The organism is Legionella lytica, assembly GCF_023921225.1.
Classification (GTDB): Bacteria; Pseudomonadota; Gammaproteobacteria; order Legionellales; family Legionellaceae; genus Legionella; species Legionella lytica.
This window is the reverse complement of record NZ_CP071527.1, coordinates 2,685,837-2,702,078: the sequence shown is the minus strand read 5'-3', so window position 1 is coordinate 2,702,078 and position 16,242 is coordinate 2,685,837. Positions and strand designations below refer to the sequence as shown.

The following is a 16,242-nucleotide window of genomic DNA, read 5'->3' as shown; positions in this document are numbered from 1 at the left end:
ATAACACAAAGAGAGAAAAAACCAAAGTAAATGGTTGCTTTTTGAACTTATGCCGGATTAGCCTGAAATCGGCATAAGTTTTGAAAAGAGCATTGTTGGCAAATTGTTAGCTGAGCGGGCTGGGGGGCGCAATGACCTTCCTGAAACTCTTGTGCTAAATGAGTTAATTGATTGTGCCAATGAGCGCGGCAATCGTCCCAGGTTTCTTCTTTTTTTAATGAACTGATACCGCTAACCGATTGTTTTTCTTCACTAAAACCACTACAAACAATTTTCCCCGCTTTTATTTGCATTAAGAGCAAGGCATTAATTTCTTTATCGAGTAATGCATACAGTAATAATTGTGGTTCTTTCGGGCGGTCTTCATACCATGGTCTGCTGCTGGGTAGGCTGCTTTTATAATCAATTACCCATTTTTTATCAGCAACCTCATCAAGTCGGTCAACACGAACATTGAAGTCTAGGCCGGCCAAATTAATGGTGAATGACTGCTCTAAGGCTGAGATAGTAAATGGACTACGTTGCTTTTCCCACTCTAGATAACTTAGTGCTAATCGTTTAAGACGGGTATACTCAACAGTTCGTACTAATTCTGGAAATGTTTCAGGGTGCAGTTGGCTTAATGGTTCTAAAGCGCTATGAATTGCGGTATCAATATGGTGTTCTAAGCTGGCTGAATCTAAGGTAAATAAAGCCTCTTGGCTTTGTAATTTTTGCCATAATAATTCCATGACCTTATGAATTATTTGTCCTCTGGTTTTTGCATCAAGACCGTCATGGGTTTGTGATGATTCTTTGGCACGTAATCGATGCTCAGCAAAGGATTTAAAAGGACATTTAGCCTGATTAGCTAGTAGGGCGGTACCCCCAGAAATTTGTTCTTCGGCTTTAATGGGTAATAGATAATGTTCTTCAATATTTATTAACTGTGTTTCCTGCTGGGGATGGGCCTCTTGCTCTAAGCGAATAAATGCAGGATGCTCGGTAATTAAAGAGCAGGGTAAATTAGGTGTATCACCTTGTAAGTCGGCATAACTGAATACTACGGAGTTGGCACTTTGTTGTAAGCGGTTTAGCGTTTGTTTGGCAAATTGTAATTCACGTGCCGGAAGGCTATGGGGCATATGCCGTTCACGTTGCAATTGTGGGGGAATAAACGCCGATAAACTTACTTTTTGCGGCAGGCATTGATCAGTTAAGCCAGTCATCCACAAGTGGTCAAATTCACACCCTGAGGCTTCTAATAAACCTGAGATTTGGATGATTGAATCAGTTTTTTGGGCTTGGAAAATAGTGTTTTCTACCAACTGCCCTAACATTTCTAAGGCTTCAGTCTTTGTTACATGGGGGCAGAGTAGGCTTAACTGTCTTAATTCATCAAAAAGAAGAGCAAAGCGTGAAAAGCACTGATAATTTGCTGAATTTAACCCATAATCACCAGGAAACGCCAGTATGTTTAAGCGTTCTTGAAAAAGTTGTATCCAATCATGCAAAGAGGCTTCTTTAGGGTAGGCTCTTATTTGGCCAATTAGGGCGGCGAGTTTCGGGGTATAGGTTTGAAGTTCCTTAATAAACTGGGCGAATGGAATATTTTGATCTTCCAACAGAACACTATTTTGTAGATATTCTGCGCGAGCAAGGAATTCTTCCTTTGCGCTACCAAGGTATGGGGATTGCAGCAGCAATGCAGCTTGGTGAGCACTTACGTATTGAGCATCGAGATTTAACCAGCATAAAGCATGAGCAACTAGAGGAAACTCATTTAGCGCTTGGCCTAAGGATACATTAAATACGGCAGGATCAAAATGCTGCGCTAAGAGTCGGCGTATTGCCGATGACTTTTGTTGTAAATCTGGAATCACCACACCAATGCGCTGACTTCCTTCTTGGATTTTTAGGTGTAACCAGCTGATTAATTGCTGGTACTCTTCCTTTTCATCGTTCGCTGCGAGCACTTTGACATTAGATACTCGGGTGGGTAAATCATATTGGTACTGGGGAAATCCTTGGTGTTCTAGGTGCTGCTGCAGCTGGCTTTGTTGTGGAGTGAAATCATCAAAGCAAGCCCAAACCACAGGTCCTGATAATAAAGGGCTGTGTGCATCAATTAGATAAGGAATAAGTTGGCATTCGGCGATTAAATTTTTTTTATTCAATTCTTTATTAAATGATTGCCACCATTGTTGAAATTGGCGTGTTTGTGGTGTGTACTGAAAACTCGGATCATCTGATGCGATTTGCCAGAGTTCGCAACGCTCCCAAGCGCTGATTACGGCCTGCAATAATCCTTCGCTGTAGGTAATATCTGCACGTGATTTGATTAATTTACGCCAGAGATAAAGGCATTGATTGCTGTTTAATAGAGTAGGGTATGTCTCTAGGGGCGCGGTAAAATTAAGCTGTGCATAGGCTTTTACCAAGGCAACACCATAGGGCAGACAGATTGGTTTGTCCACCGTGTTGCTGTTTTGCGTATGAAAATACTGCTGGGTTATGGCATCACTAAGCCTGTTGTTGGGCGTTATAACCGTTGCGCCCTCGGCTAATAAAGCAAACAGTTGTTCTTTATTGTTTAAAACGTGCATCAATGAGCCACACCCCATATTTAGGGGCTATTTTTCTTCTAGCTGGCAAAATGTAAACAGCCCCTGGTTTTATATTTTTTTATGATGCGTCACATGTGCTTTATGCAAGGTTTTAGTCCGTGCTTGGGCGGATACAAAACGTGGTAGACGCATGCTTTTTCTTTTATCAGTATGTAAGATATCGTATACCAGCCACCCACGTAAATACATAGCGGCGCCTCCTGCTGCAATAGCAAGTAAGAAGCCGAAGAGTATATAGCTGTATCCGAGAATGACAAGATAGGAATAGGTTAAATTTTTAAAGCTACTGACTGAAAATAAGGCAGTACTGCCTTTGTCCATAAAGAACAGCAGACCTAGTGCAAAAAAAGGTAGCGATACGATAACCATTAAAAAACCGATAACAAAGGTTCTGGCCATGTAAGGTTTAGGACAGTGAATGATTTGTTTACCAAACAGGGCGCCTGTTGCTGATGCAACGATCATCCCCACTATAATTGCTTCAAAGAGCGGCACGTAGTCTTCAATTCCAATGAGAGATAGAAATGCATCAATTAAAATAGTTCCTACTACGGATAATAATCCAAAGTATACTGCGCCCAGCAAACGAGGGTTGGAAAAGTACAGTGCTGGATCGTGTGTTTTCATGATCTGCTCCTAAGCAACGCTTATATATGTATAATTTTAGTACATTTTTGGTATTAGGTTTGACTTGATTGTGAATAAAAGATAAAGAGGTATCAAAATGACCTGTAAAAAGTATATAATTAGAGTACAAATACTTATAGATTTTAAGTTATGCAAAAATTTGGACACTTCATTTTAAAATTATTTGGCTGGAAGGTTGTTGGTGAGTTACCTAAAGATAAAAAATATCTGGTTGTGGTTGCTCCGCATACCAGTAATTGGGATTTTATGGTTGGGTTATTTGCCCGTTTCTCACTTGGCACAAAAATTAATTTTTTGGCAAAAAGCCAGCTCTTCTTTTTTCCTTTGGGCCTTATTTTAAGAATATTAGGCGGAGCCCCTGTTGATCGCTCTAAAAAGAATAATGCGGTTGATAAAGTGGTGGATTTATTTCATTCCCAAGATGAATTTCGACTCGCGATTACTCCTGAAGGTACTCGTGGACCGGTAACTCGATGGAAAGAGGGTTTTTACCATATTGCTTGCAAAGCAAAGCTTCCCTTAGCTATGGTTGCTCTTGACTATGCATCGAAAGAGATTCGCATTCGCGAAGCATTCTGGCCCACTGGTGATATAAGTACTGATTTTCCACAGATATTGGATTACTACCGCCAGATAAAAGGATGTTATCCTAAAACAGTGCCAGAGTATTTACCTTACAACAAAGATTAATTTAGAAACAATGTAGGTTGTTCCGACTGTTGGGAGGGCTCTTGGATGAGGTAAGTGTCACATTCAAGAGTACCTTTGTCCTAAATTATTCAGGATAATGTGCCGATACGCAAACATTACTTTTTTATAAAAACCAGGGACTAAGGTGACGTGAAAAAGAAAATAGTATTAACCGCCAGCTTATTGCTGTCTCTTCATTGTGATGCTGCTGATTTAATGAGCGTGTTTCAGCAGGCGTTGACCCATGATAATATATATCAAGAGGCTATTCTCAGGACTTTATCTAATAAAGAAGATATTGCTATTAGCAGAGCGGATCTATTACTCCATGCTAATCTTGAATTTCAGCCTTCTGGAGATAAACAATACAGCTATGGCGCGATAGTGCCTGAAATCCAACCCCCACGTAATACCTTACGTAGTTACGAAATGCGGCTTAGTATAACGCAGCCAATCTTTAATTTTGGTGCTTTTTCTCGATACAAAACTTCTAAAATAGCAGCTCGCGAAGCTGTAGCACGCTTGAATTCTGAATTGCAAGATTTAATGTTACGGGTTACTGACGCTTATTTTAATGTATTGCGCAGCGAAAAAAGAGTGTCCTATCTTAAGGCTCATCAAAAAGCATTAATGCGGCAATTGTATGATGTGGAGCAAAAACTTAAGGTAGGAAAAACTACCAGAAGTTATGTCTATGTGGCGAAGTCTTCCTGCAGTGCTGCAGAATCTGATCTTATCTCAGCAGAGGCTCAATTAGCCTCAGATAGGGAATATTTAACTCAGCTTACCTCTTTTGAATATCCTTCTTTAGCTGATTTACATAAGAGAATACCTTTGCTCTCGCCACAGCCTGCCAGTATAGATAAATGGGTGCGTAAAGCACTTGTCGGAAATTGGACGGTTAAGGCAAATCAATTGAAGTTACAATCATCCCGGGAAAAAATAAAAGCCAATTATGGAGAGCATTTACCTACGGTTAATGCCAAATTATTGTATGATGATAATGCATTTCACTATGCGGAAGGTAGTTTGATTGTTGCAGCTGGGTCAAGCAGGGTGCGTAACGCGGGCGCGTTTCTTAATGTAAATGTTCCCATTTATTCAGGGGGATTAGTCGTTGCTTCTACACGCAAAGCGAAATATAACTTTCGCATTGCTCAGCAGAAGTTAGAACATTCTGTCAGAGAGGTAACTTATGAGACGCGTAAAAGCTATCGGAATGTTTCAGCAAATATTAAGAAAATTCGCTACGCGAGTGATGCAATTCAATCGGCGCAAAGCTCATTGGATGGTTTAAGGCAACGTTATGTTTCTGGGGCGGGAAGTTTGACTGACGTATTAGCCCAACAAACGCAATTACTGGATGCACAAATGCAATATGAGTCTGCTCGTTATGATTATATTATTAACTTATTACGCTTGAAAAAAGAGGCTGGTACGTTAAGTGCTAATGACTTATTTGCAGTGAATCAATGGTTGCAGCATAGTAAGAAGTCTTGAATATTACCACGTAGCCCGTATTAGTGCAGCGTAATATGGGAACGGTACATGAATCAGGCTTCGGTGACAGTCTTCAATCCAACGTCTTTCGATAAAACTTATAACTAATAAAAATCAGCACAATCGCAAATACAATAATTGGCCAGATATTCGGTAAAATATCCATAAAACTGGAATTCTTTAACATGACATCCCCAGGAAATAAATTACTAAGCCATTGTGCCCAGGTGGGCATGGAAGCAGTGGGAAATAAAAAGCCTGAAAATAAAACTGCAGGGAGCGTATAACTTCCGGCGATTTGTGATGCTTGGAATTGGGTTTTGGCAATACAGGAGGTGGCAATTCCAAAGGATAGGTTCGCAATAATAAAAGGAAATGCGGCCAGAGTAAGCAAAAGGATGCTGCCGTAAAAAGGAACTTTAAATAGAAAAATCGAAACAAACAATATAGAAAAAAATAGAATATAGCCTAAAAGAATATTAGGTAATAACTTACCGATGATGACCTCGAGCGGATAAATAGGGGTGATCAATAACATTTCCATAGTACCACTTTCGTATTCCCCGGTAATGGATATCGCCATTACTAAAGCCAGAGATATAGTTAATATGGTTGCTAATAAGCCCGGGAGGGTATGGTATTGAGCTTTAACTGCGGGATTATATTTGGCATGGGTATCGATAACAAAAGCAGGTTCTTGTGGCTCAAGATATTTTAAAGGCCCCTGGGCAATTTCTTTTAAGGTGTTTTTAACGATCGATGCGGAAGCATGAAAGGCATTATTAATCACAGTTGGATCGCTGGCATCTCCTTCTAAAAGAATATGAGGTGAATCATTGCGAATCAGATCACGAGTAAAGTCTTGAGGAATGTGAATGACAAAACGAACAACCCCTTGTTTTAATAATTTATCCGCTTCAGCTTCGTCCTGAATGACGTTTTGAATCTTAAAATAACTGGTATTGCGAAATGATTGAATCAGACTGTCGGTTATTGGGGATTGATCTTTGGCAACCACAATAGTCGGAATATGCCGCGCATCATGATCAATAATTAGGCCAAACAATACGGCCTGTAAAAAGGGAGTAATCAGCACGAAGATATAGGTGCGGTAATCACGCAATATTACCCTGAACTCTTTTTTGAACATGCCCCATAGCCGTAGAGAGCGATAATTTGTAAAGTCCATAGCTTAGGATTTCCCTACTTGATGTTTTGTCATCCAGACAAATACGTCATCCAACGAAGGCTGAATCATTTGCCAGGTGAAGTTTGGGTTTGCTAAAAAAGGCTGAATAGCTTTATTTAAGGCTTCCTTATTTTTCCCGCTGATGTGGAGCGTATCCAGTAAGGTAATTACTTGCTCTATTTCTGGAAGCACTTCGAGCTGTTTGGCTAGTAACAGAAGATTCTTTCCTTGTACTTTCCATGTGGTTAGGTTGATGTCACGAATGATTTCGTTAATTTTTCCACTGAGTAGTAAATTTCCCTCGGAAATGTAAGAAATACGATGGCAACGTTCAATTTCATCCATATTGTGAGAACTGAGCAATATGGTCATTCCTTCTGAAGACAAATCACGCATGATTTCCCAAAAATCCATGCGCGATTCGGCATCCACACTTGCTGTCGGTTCATCCAAGAGCAATAAAAAGGGTTGGTGTATTAACGCGCAAGCAAGTGCGAGGCGTTGTTTCCAGCCACCGGAGAGCCCTCCTGCTAATTGATCTTTCCTTGAGCTAAGCCCGAGATGGGCCATTATTTGTTGAGTGGCGCGCTTACGATTAAAAACTCCATAGAGCTCCGCCATAAATAAGACATTTTCGTAAACCGTAAGTTGCTTATATAAGCTGAAATGCTGAGGAATATATCCCACATGTCGGCGAATTGTTTTGGATTGAGTCAATATATCATAGCCAAGGCATGTTCCTGAGCCGTGATCGGGAGTTAAAAGGCCGCATAACATACGAATGGTAGTTGTTTTTCCGGAACCATTGGGTCCTAGAAAGCCGTAGATTTCTCCAGGTCTGACTTGTAGGCTTACATTAACAACAGCAGGCCTATGCTCAAAATTTTTCCCTAAGTTTTTAACATCAATAATTAAATTATTTTCGTCCATATTTAGTTATTGTTATCCAAAAATACAGTAACTGGTTGGCCAGGATGGATCGCCACCTTATTTTCTGTAAGTGGAAGGGCTTCAACTCGGAATACTAGTTTAGTTCGCTCTGCATCACTAAAAATCACCGGTGGGGTGTATTCTTCCTTTGGAGATATGTAGGTGATTTTTGCTTTGATGGTTTCGGATTGCCCATCGCGAGCAACATGGACCTGCTGGTTTAGCTTGATGATACTGAGTAATGGTTCAGGAACATAAAAAATTACTTTTGATGAGCCGGAGGTCAGTAATGACAGTACGGGCTTATTGGCTGGTACTTGCTCATGTTCGGAGAAATAGGTTTGAAATACTAGTGCATTAACTGGTGCGGTGACGGCTTTTTGTTTTGATGACCATTGTGCCTGGCTTTGTTGGGCTTGTACTTCTAATAGATTGGCTTCAGCTGCTTTTTTATTGGCAATTGCTGTAGTTAAGTCATCACTGCTTTTTTCCAACTCTTCTTTGGAAATTACCTCTTTTTTGAATAAAAATAGATTTCGTTCGTGGTTCTTTTGTTGCAAAGAGTAGTTTGATTCATGTTTCTTTTGCTCATCGCGAGCTTGTTGTACACGTGCATTGGCAGCGAGTAGTTCTGTATTTTCGGGGGAGGGCTCTAAGGTGAATAGCAGTTGTCCTTGTTTAACCGTATCCCCAGCGGTTACATTGAGTTGTCTTAGCTCCCCGGCATAATAAGCAGAAATATAAGTAAACTTTCCTTGAACATAGCCAGGCAATGAAACCTGCTTGTCGTGTTTACAACTCGCAAGTGTCAAACAAGAAATAAGAGTTAAGAGAAAAACTCGACATGTGTTCGCTTTCACAAATGGATTATCCTTTCCAAAAATGTGTTATCTTTTTGATAAATTTTTTCAAAATCGGGGTTGAGGGCGGTTCAACTGAACTTGCAATTAAATCAAAATCCCTAAATCCCAAATGGTGCAGTTTTACCATGATTACATAAATTTCATCATTATTTAATTCTATTAATCCACTATTTAATATATTTTCTAATGTATTTTTAGCATTAATTTGTTTAAAAAGCACCTGCTCAAGACGAGAAATATTAGGTTTATTTTGTTCCTGTAGAAAAACAACATTTTGATTTTGCTGAGTGTTCTCATTAGCTACTGGATTTATATGAGTTTGAGTTTTCTCTATCAGTTCTTTAATCTTTTCTGTTGGTAAATTACTTAGTGCATGTCGCACTAGATTCATGAAGACAAATCGTTCACTAACTTTTTGGAGTGAAGGATAGAGGGTTTGATGAGCCTTTAAAAAGTTATAAAAACTAAGTATGTCAACGCGTAATAAAACCATATCTGTTTTTGCGATAACTGATGCCATCCTCATTCCCTGTGGGGAATGAAATCCAGAATCATTTAGACCAATTGCGTTATTAGGACCTAAGGTGATGATATGTCGGGGATTGGTTTTTCTGATTCTTCTTAATGATTTGGATACAGATGCTGTTCCTGAAACAATGAGAAAGAAGCCATCAAAATAATCTCCTTCGTTGACAATAACTTCATTAGGTTGCACGTAAACTTCCTCTACTAATAGGGCGAGTTGATGGATTGACTCTGGGGGCAGCAAACAAAAAACTGGATATTTAACAATATGTTGTTTACGTGCTTCGATAGGGATATAGTTTTCTACAGCAACTTCTTTCATCAAACAACCATCGCTACAAGATTATAGAGACTATGATATGGAGTATAGAACAATGGGCGTGATTTTTCAGGTTATTTTGATTTTAATTTCGTCATTTAGCTTTCTTTTCGTTCTTTTGTTTGATTGTATTTCTTTTATTTTGATTGGAAATTAATAAATAAAGAGAGTTAATGCTTGTATTTTTGTAGCAATATGGTGTTTTTACCTCAACACCCGTATTACGATTTCGTCTAATACGGGTTACGAGTAGATTTTTTGTCGCGGAATTATCTTTTTAGTACGGCTTTTCCTAGATAAGGCAGGGAAGAAATTTCATTTATCCGCAGTAATTGATTGTATTTGGCAATTCGGTCAGTACGGCACAAAGAGCCTGTCTTAATTTGGCCGCAACCGGTTGCAACAGCTAAATCTGCGATAAACGTATCTTCTGTTTCTCCAGAACGATGCGACATTACACAACGATAGCCATTTGCATGGGCTAATTGAATGGTTTGTCTAGTTTCACTCAGGGTACCTATTTGATTTACTTTAATAAGAATTGCATTGGCAATACCTTGCTCAATTCCTTCGCGTAGAATTTTAGGGTTAGTAACGAATACATCATCACCAACTAATTGGATTTTTCCACCAAGTTGGCGCGTTAATTCCTTCCAGCCGGTCCAATCTTTCTCATCCAGACCATCTTCAATACTGACAATTGGGTAGTTGGAAACTAGATCGGCATAATAGCTAACTAATTGTTCTGAGCTAAATTGTTGATTCTCTGAGGCCATATGATAGTTGCCTTGTTTATAAAGCTCAGAGGCAGCAACATCAAGGGCAAGTACTATTTCGTCGCCCAATTTAAAGCCGGACTTACTAATCGCTTCGCTAAGCAGATCTAAAGCTTGGCGATTTGACTTTATGTTTGGAGCAAAACCACCTTCATCACCTACAGCAGTATTTAAACCTTGTTTTTTTAATACCGATTTCAGCACATGAAAAATCTCTGTGCCCATCCGTAAGGCTGTTGGAAAATCAGAAGCGCCCACCGGCATGATCATAAACTCTTGAATATCCACGTTATTATCAGCATGTGCACCGCCATTTAGCACATTCATCATGGGCACGGGCATACTCATCATTTCGCCTTGATTTAACGCGACGTATAAAGGTTGGTTAAGCGTACTTGCTCGAGCTCTGGCTGCGGCAAGGGAAACGGCTAGGAGTGCATTGGCGCCTAAACGTGATTTATTTTCAGTGCCATCTAATTGGCATAAAGCGAGATCTAAAGCTTCTTGATCTTCGACAGAACTATTTTTTAACGCGTGATTAATTTCGCTGTTTACGGAAGTAACCGCTTGTTGTACTCCTTTGCCACCATAACGTTTGGAATCATTATCGCGCAATTCGCAGGCTTCGCGGCTCCCGGTTGAGGCTCCAGAAGGCACACTTGCTCTTCCCATGAGCCCATTATTTAAAATAACGTCTGCTTCAACTGTAGGATTACCTCGTGAATCTAAGATTTCACGGGCATGTATTTTAGTTATTTGCATGTTGTTTCCCGATTATTGTTTTTGTTATTTGTAGTTCTACTATTTTGGTCGGAATGAAACAGCTTCCAGCCTAAAAACATGCGTAAACGTTCGCAATGACAGCGTTACAAACGTACAGCACCTAATTTTCTTAAAGCTTGTGCTAATGGAAATAAAGGAAGTCCAAGAATAGTGTCCTCATTTCCTTTTACCTCTTGAAATAACCATTTACCTTGAGTTTCATAGTGATACGAGCCACAACTATGATAAGGTTTTTCGCTCGCGAGGTATGCCTCGATGGTTTGCTTGTTTAATTGGTGCACGGTTAAATCAGCTACTTCGTGGTGTTGCCAAACTATTTGGTTATTTTTTGCAATACAAAGACAAGAAATTTGTTGATGAGTTTGGCCGCTTAAGAGACTTAGTTGTTCAATTGCTGTTTGATGATTCAGTGGTTTATTGAGCAAGGTTTCACCGAGTACACATAACTGATCGGCGGCAATAATAAAATGTTCTGGATAATGCAGGCTTACATCCAGTGCCTTGTGAGCCGCAAGTAAATAACCTAATTCGAGTGTGTTGGGGCTATCGAAAGATTCTTTAAGTGCTTCTTCATCGCAATGAGAGGGGATAACCGTAAACTCAATACCTAGCGATTGCAACAATTTGCTGCGTATATTGGAACCTGAGGCAAGGATTATCGGTTGTTGCCATAAAAACTTAGACATAAATAGCTACCGTAGCCATTAATGAGAAACCAATAATTACAAAACTAAAGTCCCTCAGATTGCAACAACGCTCCACCATAACACAGCGCTCTAAACCATGTAGGGTACCTAAATAAAGGAAGGTTCCTGCTGAAGCTGCCATTAAAATCGGATCAAAAATGGAATTTGTTTCTACCCCATGACCAAAATACCAGCCAAAATAAATTCCTAAAGGGGTCATAAAACTAAACAGAATGAAAAAGAGTAGGTTTTGATTCATCGTCATTGAACTTTTATTCAGTTGCACTGCAATAGCAAAACTCTCAGCCCATTTGTGGGTGATAATTGCCAAAAACAGCATAATGATTACCGAGTTATAATGAGCTAAACCCAAAGCAGCACCAAGCATAATGGAGTGAACGGAGAGCATTCCCCAAGCTAATAAGGCAAAGGCGGGATGTTCTGCATTGTGGTGATGGTAGAGCTCTTTACCTAAATGTTCAAACCATAAGAAAACTAGAAAGACGGCTCCGGTAATAATGAAAGCAAAAGGATAGTTATAACCCATGGTGTTAAACATGGAGTTCGCTTCAGGCAACATATGCAATAAGGCTGCGCCTAAAAATACTCCCGTTGCTAGAGTTTCTCCAACAGGAAAATCAATATGCTTATCGTCTTTAATGCGTTTTTTAAAGGGGTACCAGCCAGCCAGCAAAATCACGACGAAAATGGAACATGCAAAGATTATTTTTAAACTGGTAGCAGAGAACATGAATCATGCCTATCTTGGAAATCGTAAAGTTTTGGGGGCATATTTTACCTAAAAAAAGGCTGGAGGTCACGTAAATATAGCTAGGGCAGAATACTACGCTCACACCAACTGTACATTGAATTGGCTCGAGGGATGATTGGGCTTGCTTTTTATTCTGCAGTAATTTGAGAGAAAAACTTAATCAATTTATTTCTGGTGCATGACGTCATGCAAACTAAACAGCCGAATCTCTTTAATATCTGATTGTAGTTTCAGAGCTAAGATTACTTCTTCGTGCAGTTCGTTCCATTGCGTAAAGTGTTCTTTACAAACAATGTCAATGCTGATTTTTCCATCCAGATAATGCAAATTCCAAAAGAGTATATGGGGGAAATTAAGATGTACTTCAGTGAGTAATTGCTCATAGATTACTTTGCGACTTGGTAAGTGTAGGGATGGGCTTGAAACTTCGTCATCCTCAGGGTCAACATGCACAATCACATCGCTAACACTATCAATTTGGTTAATTAGTGCGTGATGCACATGCTGTGCGATGTAATGCCCTTCGGACACTGATATTTTGGGAGAAACTAAAATATGTACATCGATAAGTACATTTTCGCCCATAAAACGACTACGTAATTGGTGGATTTTTTCTACGCCAGGTACATTTTGAATTACGTGTTCAATTTGAGCCAAGAGTCCAGGACCTACCGCGGTATCGACCAGCTCTTTAATGCTGTGCCAACCATAATCCCAGCCCATTTTGGCTATCATTAGTGCTACAACAATGGCAGCAATCGTATCGAGATAAGTGTATCCAGCTAAGCTACCTATTAGTCCAATTAGTACGACTAAAGAGGAGGCTGAATCGGTGCGATGATGCCAGGCATTGGCAATGATTAATTTAGAGCTAATGCGTTTGCCTATAAGTAAGGTGTAATGAAATAAGGCTTCATTTGCCAGAATAGAGATACATATTACGGGTAAGGAGAGCCATTGTGGCATTGTGTAGCTTGCATGCATGAGTTCGTATACAGAATCCCAGGCAATGCCAATTCCCGCGAGAATAAGCAATAAAGATAATAAGAATGTTGCTGCTGTTTCAATACGCTGGTGGCCGTAAGGATGGGTGTCGTCCGCGTCTAGGCTGCCGTATTTGGAAGCTAATAATACCATTCCATCGGTAATGAGATCAGCAAAGGAATGCAATCCGTCTGCAATCAGTGCATGAGAATGGAATAAAGTACCACCGGTTAATTTAAGCACACCTAATAGTGCATTAGAAATGCCGCCTATAATGGTAACTTTTTTAGCTTGCCAGTATCTGTCTTGTTGTGTCATAGATGGGTCTGTTTTTTTGTCTGCAGTTATTTAAACATGGTTAGCAATTATTTTATATTAAAATTTAAAAACCATGGTTCTATACATGTTGTTTTACATCCTATACACAGACTTATCCACAGAAACTGTGGATAAGTATTTTAAGGTTTTATGACAAAAAAAGGGGTTATAGCCTAGTAAAATAAAGGTTGTTAGTATTTAAAATAAAAAATGTCTTTTTAATATTCGCTGTGCGTAGAAGAGATATCCACAGAAGGATTTGCTAAGTATGGAAATCAGGGTTGGGTATATTAACAAAGAAAAAAATAAAAAACAGTCTTGACTTGGTATATTTTTAAAATATTTTTGAATGCAGCCTGGATGCAGTGCAGCGAAATCGGGGAGTGATGAGCATAGCGAATTCGTCTGTTTGTTAAGTGCTAACCAGGCTATATCTATTCATTAGCCTTGCAAAAATTGTTCGAAATTACCTAACCAACGTTGGGTAATCATTTTGGCGGTGGCTGGTGCATTTCGTACTAGATTTTTAGCAATGGGTGGTAAAAGAGCTAATAATTCTCGATCACGATTGAGATCGGCAATTTTAAACTGGCGATATCCAGTTTGTCGGGTACCTAAGACTTCTCCTGCGCCGCGTAACTCCATATCCTTTTCAGCAATAATAAATCCATCATTGGTAGCGCGCATGATTTTTAAACGTTCTGCTCCTTGAGGGGATAGGGGCGATTGATACAGTAAAATACAATGTGATTGAGCGATACCTCTACCAACGCGTCCGCGTAGTTGATGTAATTGAGATAAGCCTAAGCGCTCAGCATTTTCAATAATCATTAAGCTGGCATTGGGCACATCAACGCCTACTTCAATGACGGTGGTTGCAACCAATAAATTAATTTCACCAGATTTAAATGCCGCCATGGTTGCTTCTTTTTCAATCGATTTCATTCGTCCATGCACCAAGCCAATTCGCGCATTGGGAAGTTGAGCCTGCAGGTTTTCGGCCGTTTCAGTCGCTGCCATGCATTGAAGTTTCTCTGATTCTTCAATGAGAGTACATACCCAATACACCTGGCGCCCATCGGCGATGGCAATTTGTAAACGCTCAACAATTGTTTCACGTTTATTTTGACTTAAGACTGCAGTAGCAACCGGAATGCGTCCTGGCGGTAATTCATCAATAATTGAACTATCTAAATGAGCAAAATGAGTCATGGACAAGGTTCGAGGAATTGGTGTTGCGGTCATTAATAATTGATGCGGAATAAATTGATCCCGCTGTCCTTTTTGTTGTAAGGACAATCGTTGTTCCACACCAAATCGATGTTGCTCGTCAATAATAACTAGGCCTAGGCGTGCAAAAGTGACCTCTTCTTGAAATAGAGCATGAGTACCAATAATCAGTTGGCAACTGCCATCAGCTAAGGCGGCAAATGATTTGCGGCGTTCACCTATTTTCATTTTGCCACTTAGCCTGTAAATCGTTATGCCTAAAGGCTCAAGCCATTTAATTAGATTATTTGCATGCTGCTCGCTTAATAAATCAGTAGGAGCCATAAAGGCAACTTGTTGGCCATTCGCTACGGCTTGCAATGCTGCCAGTGCGGCTACAATAGTTTTTCCTGCGCCGACGTCTCCTTGTACTAAACGTAACATGGGTTTTTTTTGGGCTAAGTCTTGACTGATTTCCTGCACAACACGTTGTTGTGCTTGAGTGAGAGGAAACGGTAATGAATCAATAAAACGTTGGTTTAAGGCATTATCCACTGGTAAAGGGAGTGCACGTAAAGCTTTACGTGACTCGCGAGCAAATTGCATACTAAGACGCTGAGCCAGCAATTCATCAAAGACTAAGCGTTTTAGGGCAGGGTGTTTTCCTTCTTCAAGGGATAGAACTGAAATATCCGGGGGCGGATTATGTAATAACTTAATTGCTTCCGCTAAGGGATAAAAATGATGTGTCTGCAATAAGGCCTCATCCATCCATTCTAATTGTTGTAGTTCCTGGGCACATTGGTTCAGAGCAATAAGCACTATTTGTCTAATTCGGGCTTGGCTTAAGCCTTGAGTTGAAGGATAAATGGGGGTTAAGGTTTCGTTGACAGTGCATTCTTCATTTTCATCCAATAATTGATATTCTGGGTGGGTCATTGTTAATTGCCCATTGAATTCACGCACTTCCCCAAAAGCATGAACCATAGTGCTATTGTTTAGGCCTGCGATTTGTTGTTTGTTAAAATGAAAGAATTGCAGCTTTATTATCCCTGATTGATCATCCACGTAGCAATGTAACATCGAGCGCTTACCCGATTTCACTTCTGTTTTACACACTCGCCCAGCAATAACTGCCCAATCATTAGGCCGTAAATCTTGAATAGGGGTAATACGGGTGCGATCTTGATATTTATAGGGCAAATGGAAAAGTAAATCCTGTACGGTATGAATGCCGCATTTCGTCAATTTGGCTGCTAGCGCAGGGCCGACACCAGTCAATGAGTCACAAGAGTTGGATAGCACAATATTTATTAATGATAAAAATTTTTAGCGTGCAGTTTAACCTGAAATTTCAGTTTATGACAGTTGCCTGTCTTTTTGGTGCTTATTGATCTGGTTGGTTTATTAAAGCACAACCCAGCCCCTTTATTATGCATAAAGT

General features: G+C 39.9%; 13 protein-coding genes. 2 read left to right on the top strand and 11 right to left on the bottom strand.

Features of this window, described 5'->3' with window-relative positions; genetic code table 11:
* Positions 1–47: 47 nt before the first annotated feature.
* Together J2N86_RS11895 and J2N86_RS11890 are read right to left on the bottom strand one after the other, a co-directional pair.
* Complete coding sequence (locus tag J2N86_RS11895) at positions 48–2,585, bottom strand: PD-(D/E)XK nuclease family protein (protein WP_252579682.1); 2,538 nt, start codon at positions 2,583–2,585, stop codon at positions 48–50.
* Positions 2,586–2,654: 69 nt separating this feature from the next.
* The gene (locus J2N86_RS11890; RefSeq protein WP_252579681.1) at positions 2,655–3,233 is read right to left on the bottom strand and encodes a hypothetical protein; all 579 of its coding nucleotides are present in this window, start codon (positions 3,231–3,233) and stop codon (positions 2,655–2,657) included.
* Positions 3,234–3,383: 150 nt separating this feature from the next.
* Between J2N86_RS11890 and J2N86_RS11885 the strand changes: the two genes are divergently transcribed.
* Positions 3,384–3,944 (top strand): lysophospholipid acyltransferase family protein, encoded by a 561-nt coding sequence (locus tag J2N86_RS11885; RefSeq protein ID WP_252579680.1) that lies wholly within the window; start codon positions 3,384–3,386, stop codon positions 3,942–3,944.
* A gap of 150 nt (positions 3,945–4,094) precedes the next feature.
* Entirely contained in the window at positions 4,095–5,444 is a 1,350-nt protein-coding gene (locus J2N86_RS11880) for a TolC family outer membrane protein (RefSeq protein ID WP_252579679.1), read from the top strand.
* Positions 5,445–5,517: 73 nt separating this feature from the next.
* Here the strand turns inward: J2N86_RS11880 and J2N86_RS11875 are convergent, their stop codons facing one another.
* The 9 genes from J2N86_RS11875 to recG form a co-directional block, all read right to left on the bottom strand.
* Positions 5,518–6,633: an ABC transporter permease gene (locus J2N86_RS11875; RefSeq protein ID WP_252579678.1), complete on the bottom strand. Its 1,116-nt coding sequence runs from the start codon at positions 6,631–6,633 to the stop codon at positions 5,518–5,520.
* A gap of 3 nt (positions 6,634–6,636) precedes the next feature.
* Positions 6,637–7,563, bottom strand: coding sequence for an ABC transporter ATP-binding protein (locus J2N86_RS11870; RefSeq protein ID WP_252579677.1), 927 nt, complete (start codon positions 7,561–7,563; stop codon positions 6,637–6,639).
* 2 nt (positions 7,564–7,565) lie between these two features.
* Positions 7,566–8,423, bottom strand: a complete 858-nt coding sequence (locus tag J2N86_RS11865; RefSeq protein ID WP_252579676.1) for an HlyD family secretion protein — start codon at positions 8,421–8,423, stop codon at positions 7,566–7,568.
* Positions 8,424–8,430: 7 nt separating this feature from the next.
* Positions 8,431–9,273, bottom strand: a complete 843-nt coding sequence (locus J2N86_RS11860) for a cyclic nucleotide-binding domain-containing protein (protein WP_252579675.1) — start codon at positions 9,271–9,273, stop codon at positions 8,431–8,433.
* Between the two features lie 266 nt (positions 9,274–9,539).
* Positions 9,540–10,808 (bottom strand): phosphopyruvate hydratase, encoded by a 1,269-nt coding sequence (eno, locus tag J2N86_RS11855; RefSeq protein WP_252579674.1) that lies wholly within the window; start codon positions 10,806–10,808, stop codon positions 9,540–9,542.
* A 104-nt stretch (positions 10,809–10,912) separates the two neighbouring features.
* Positions 10,913–11,515: a Maf family protein gene (locus tag J2N86_RS11850; protein WP_252579673.1), complete on the bottom strand. Its 603-nt coding sequence runs from the start codon at positions 11,513–11,515 to the stop codon at positions 10,913–10,915.
* Positions 11,508–12,266: a ZIP family metal transporter gene (locus tag J2N86_RS11845; protein ID WP_252579672.1), complete on the bottom strand. Its 759-nt coding sequence runs from the start codon at positions 12,264–12,266 to the stop codon at positions 11,508–11,510. The genes J2N86_RS11850 and J2N86_RS11845 overlap by 8 nt, the downstream gene beginning before the upstream one ends.
* Positions 12,267–12,452: 186 nt before the next feature.
* Entirely contained in the window at positions 12,453–13,589 is a 1,137-nt protein-coding gene (locus tag J2N86_RS11840) for a cation diffusion facilitator family transporter (RefSeq protein WP_252579671.1), read from the bottom strand.
* Positions 13,590–14,030: 441 nt separating this feature from the next.
* Entirely contained in the window at positions 14,031–16,103 is a 2,073-nt protein-coding gene (gene recG, locus J2N86_RS11835) for an ATP-dependent DNA helicase RecG (RefSeq protein ID WP_252579670.1), read from the bottom strand.
* Positions 16,104–16,242 lie beyond the last annotated feature (139 nt).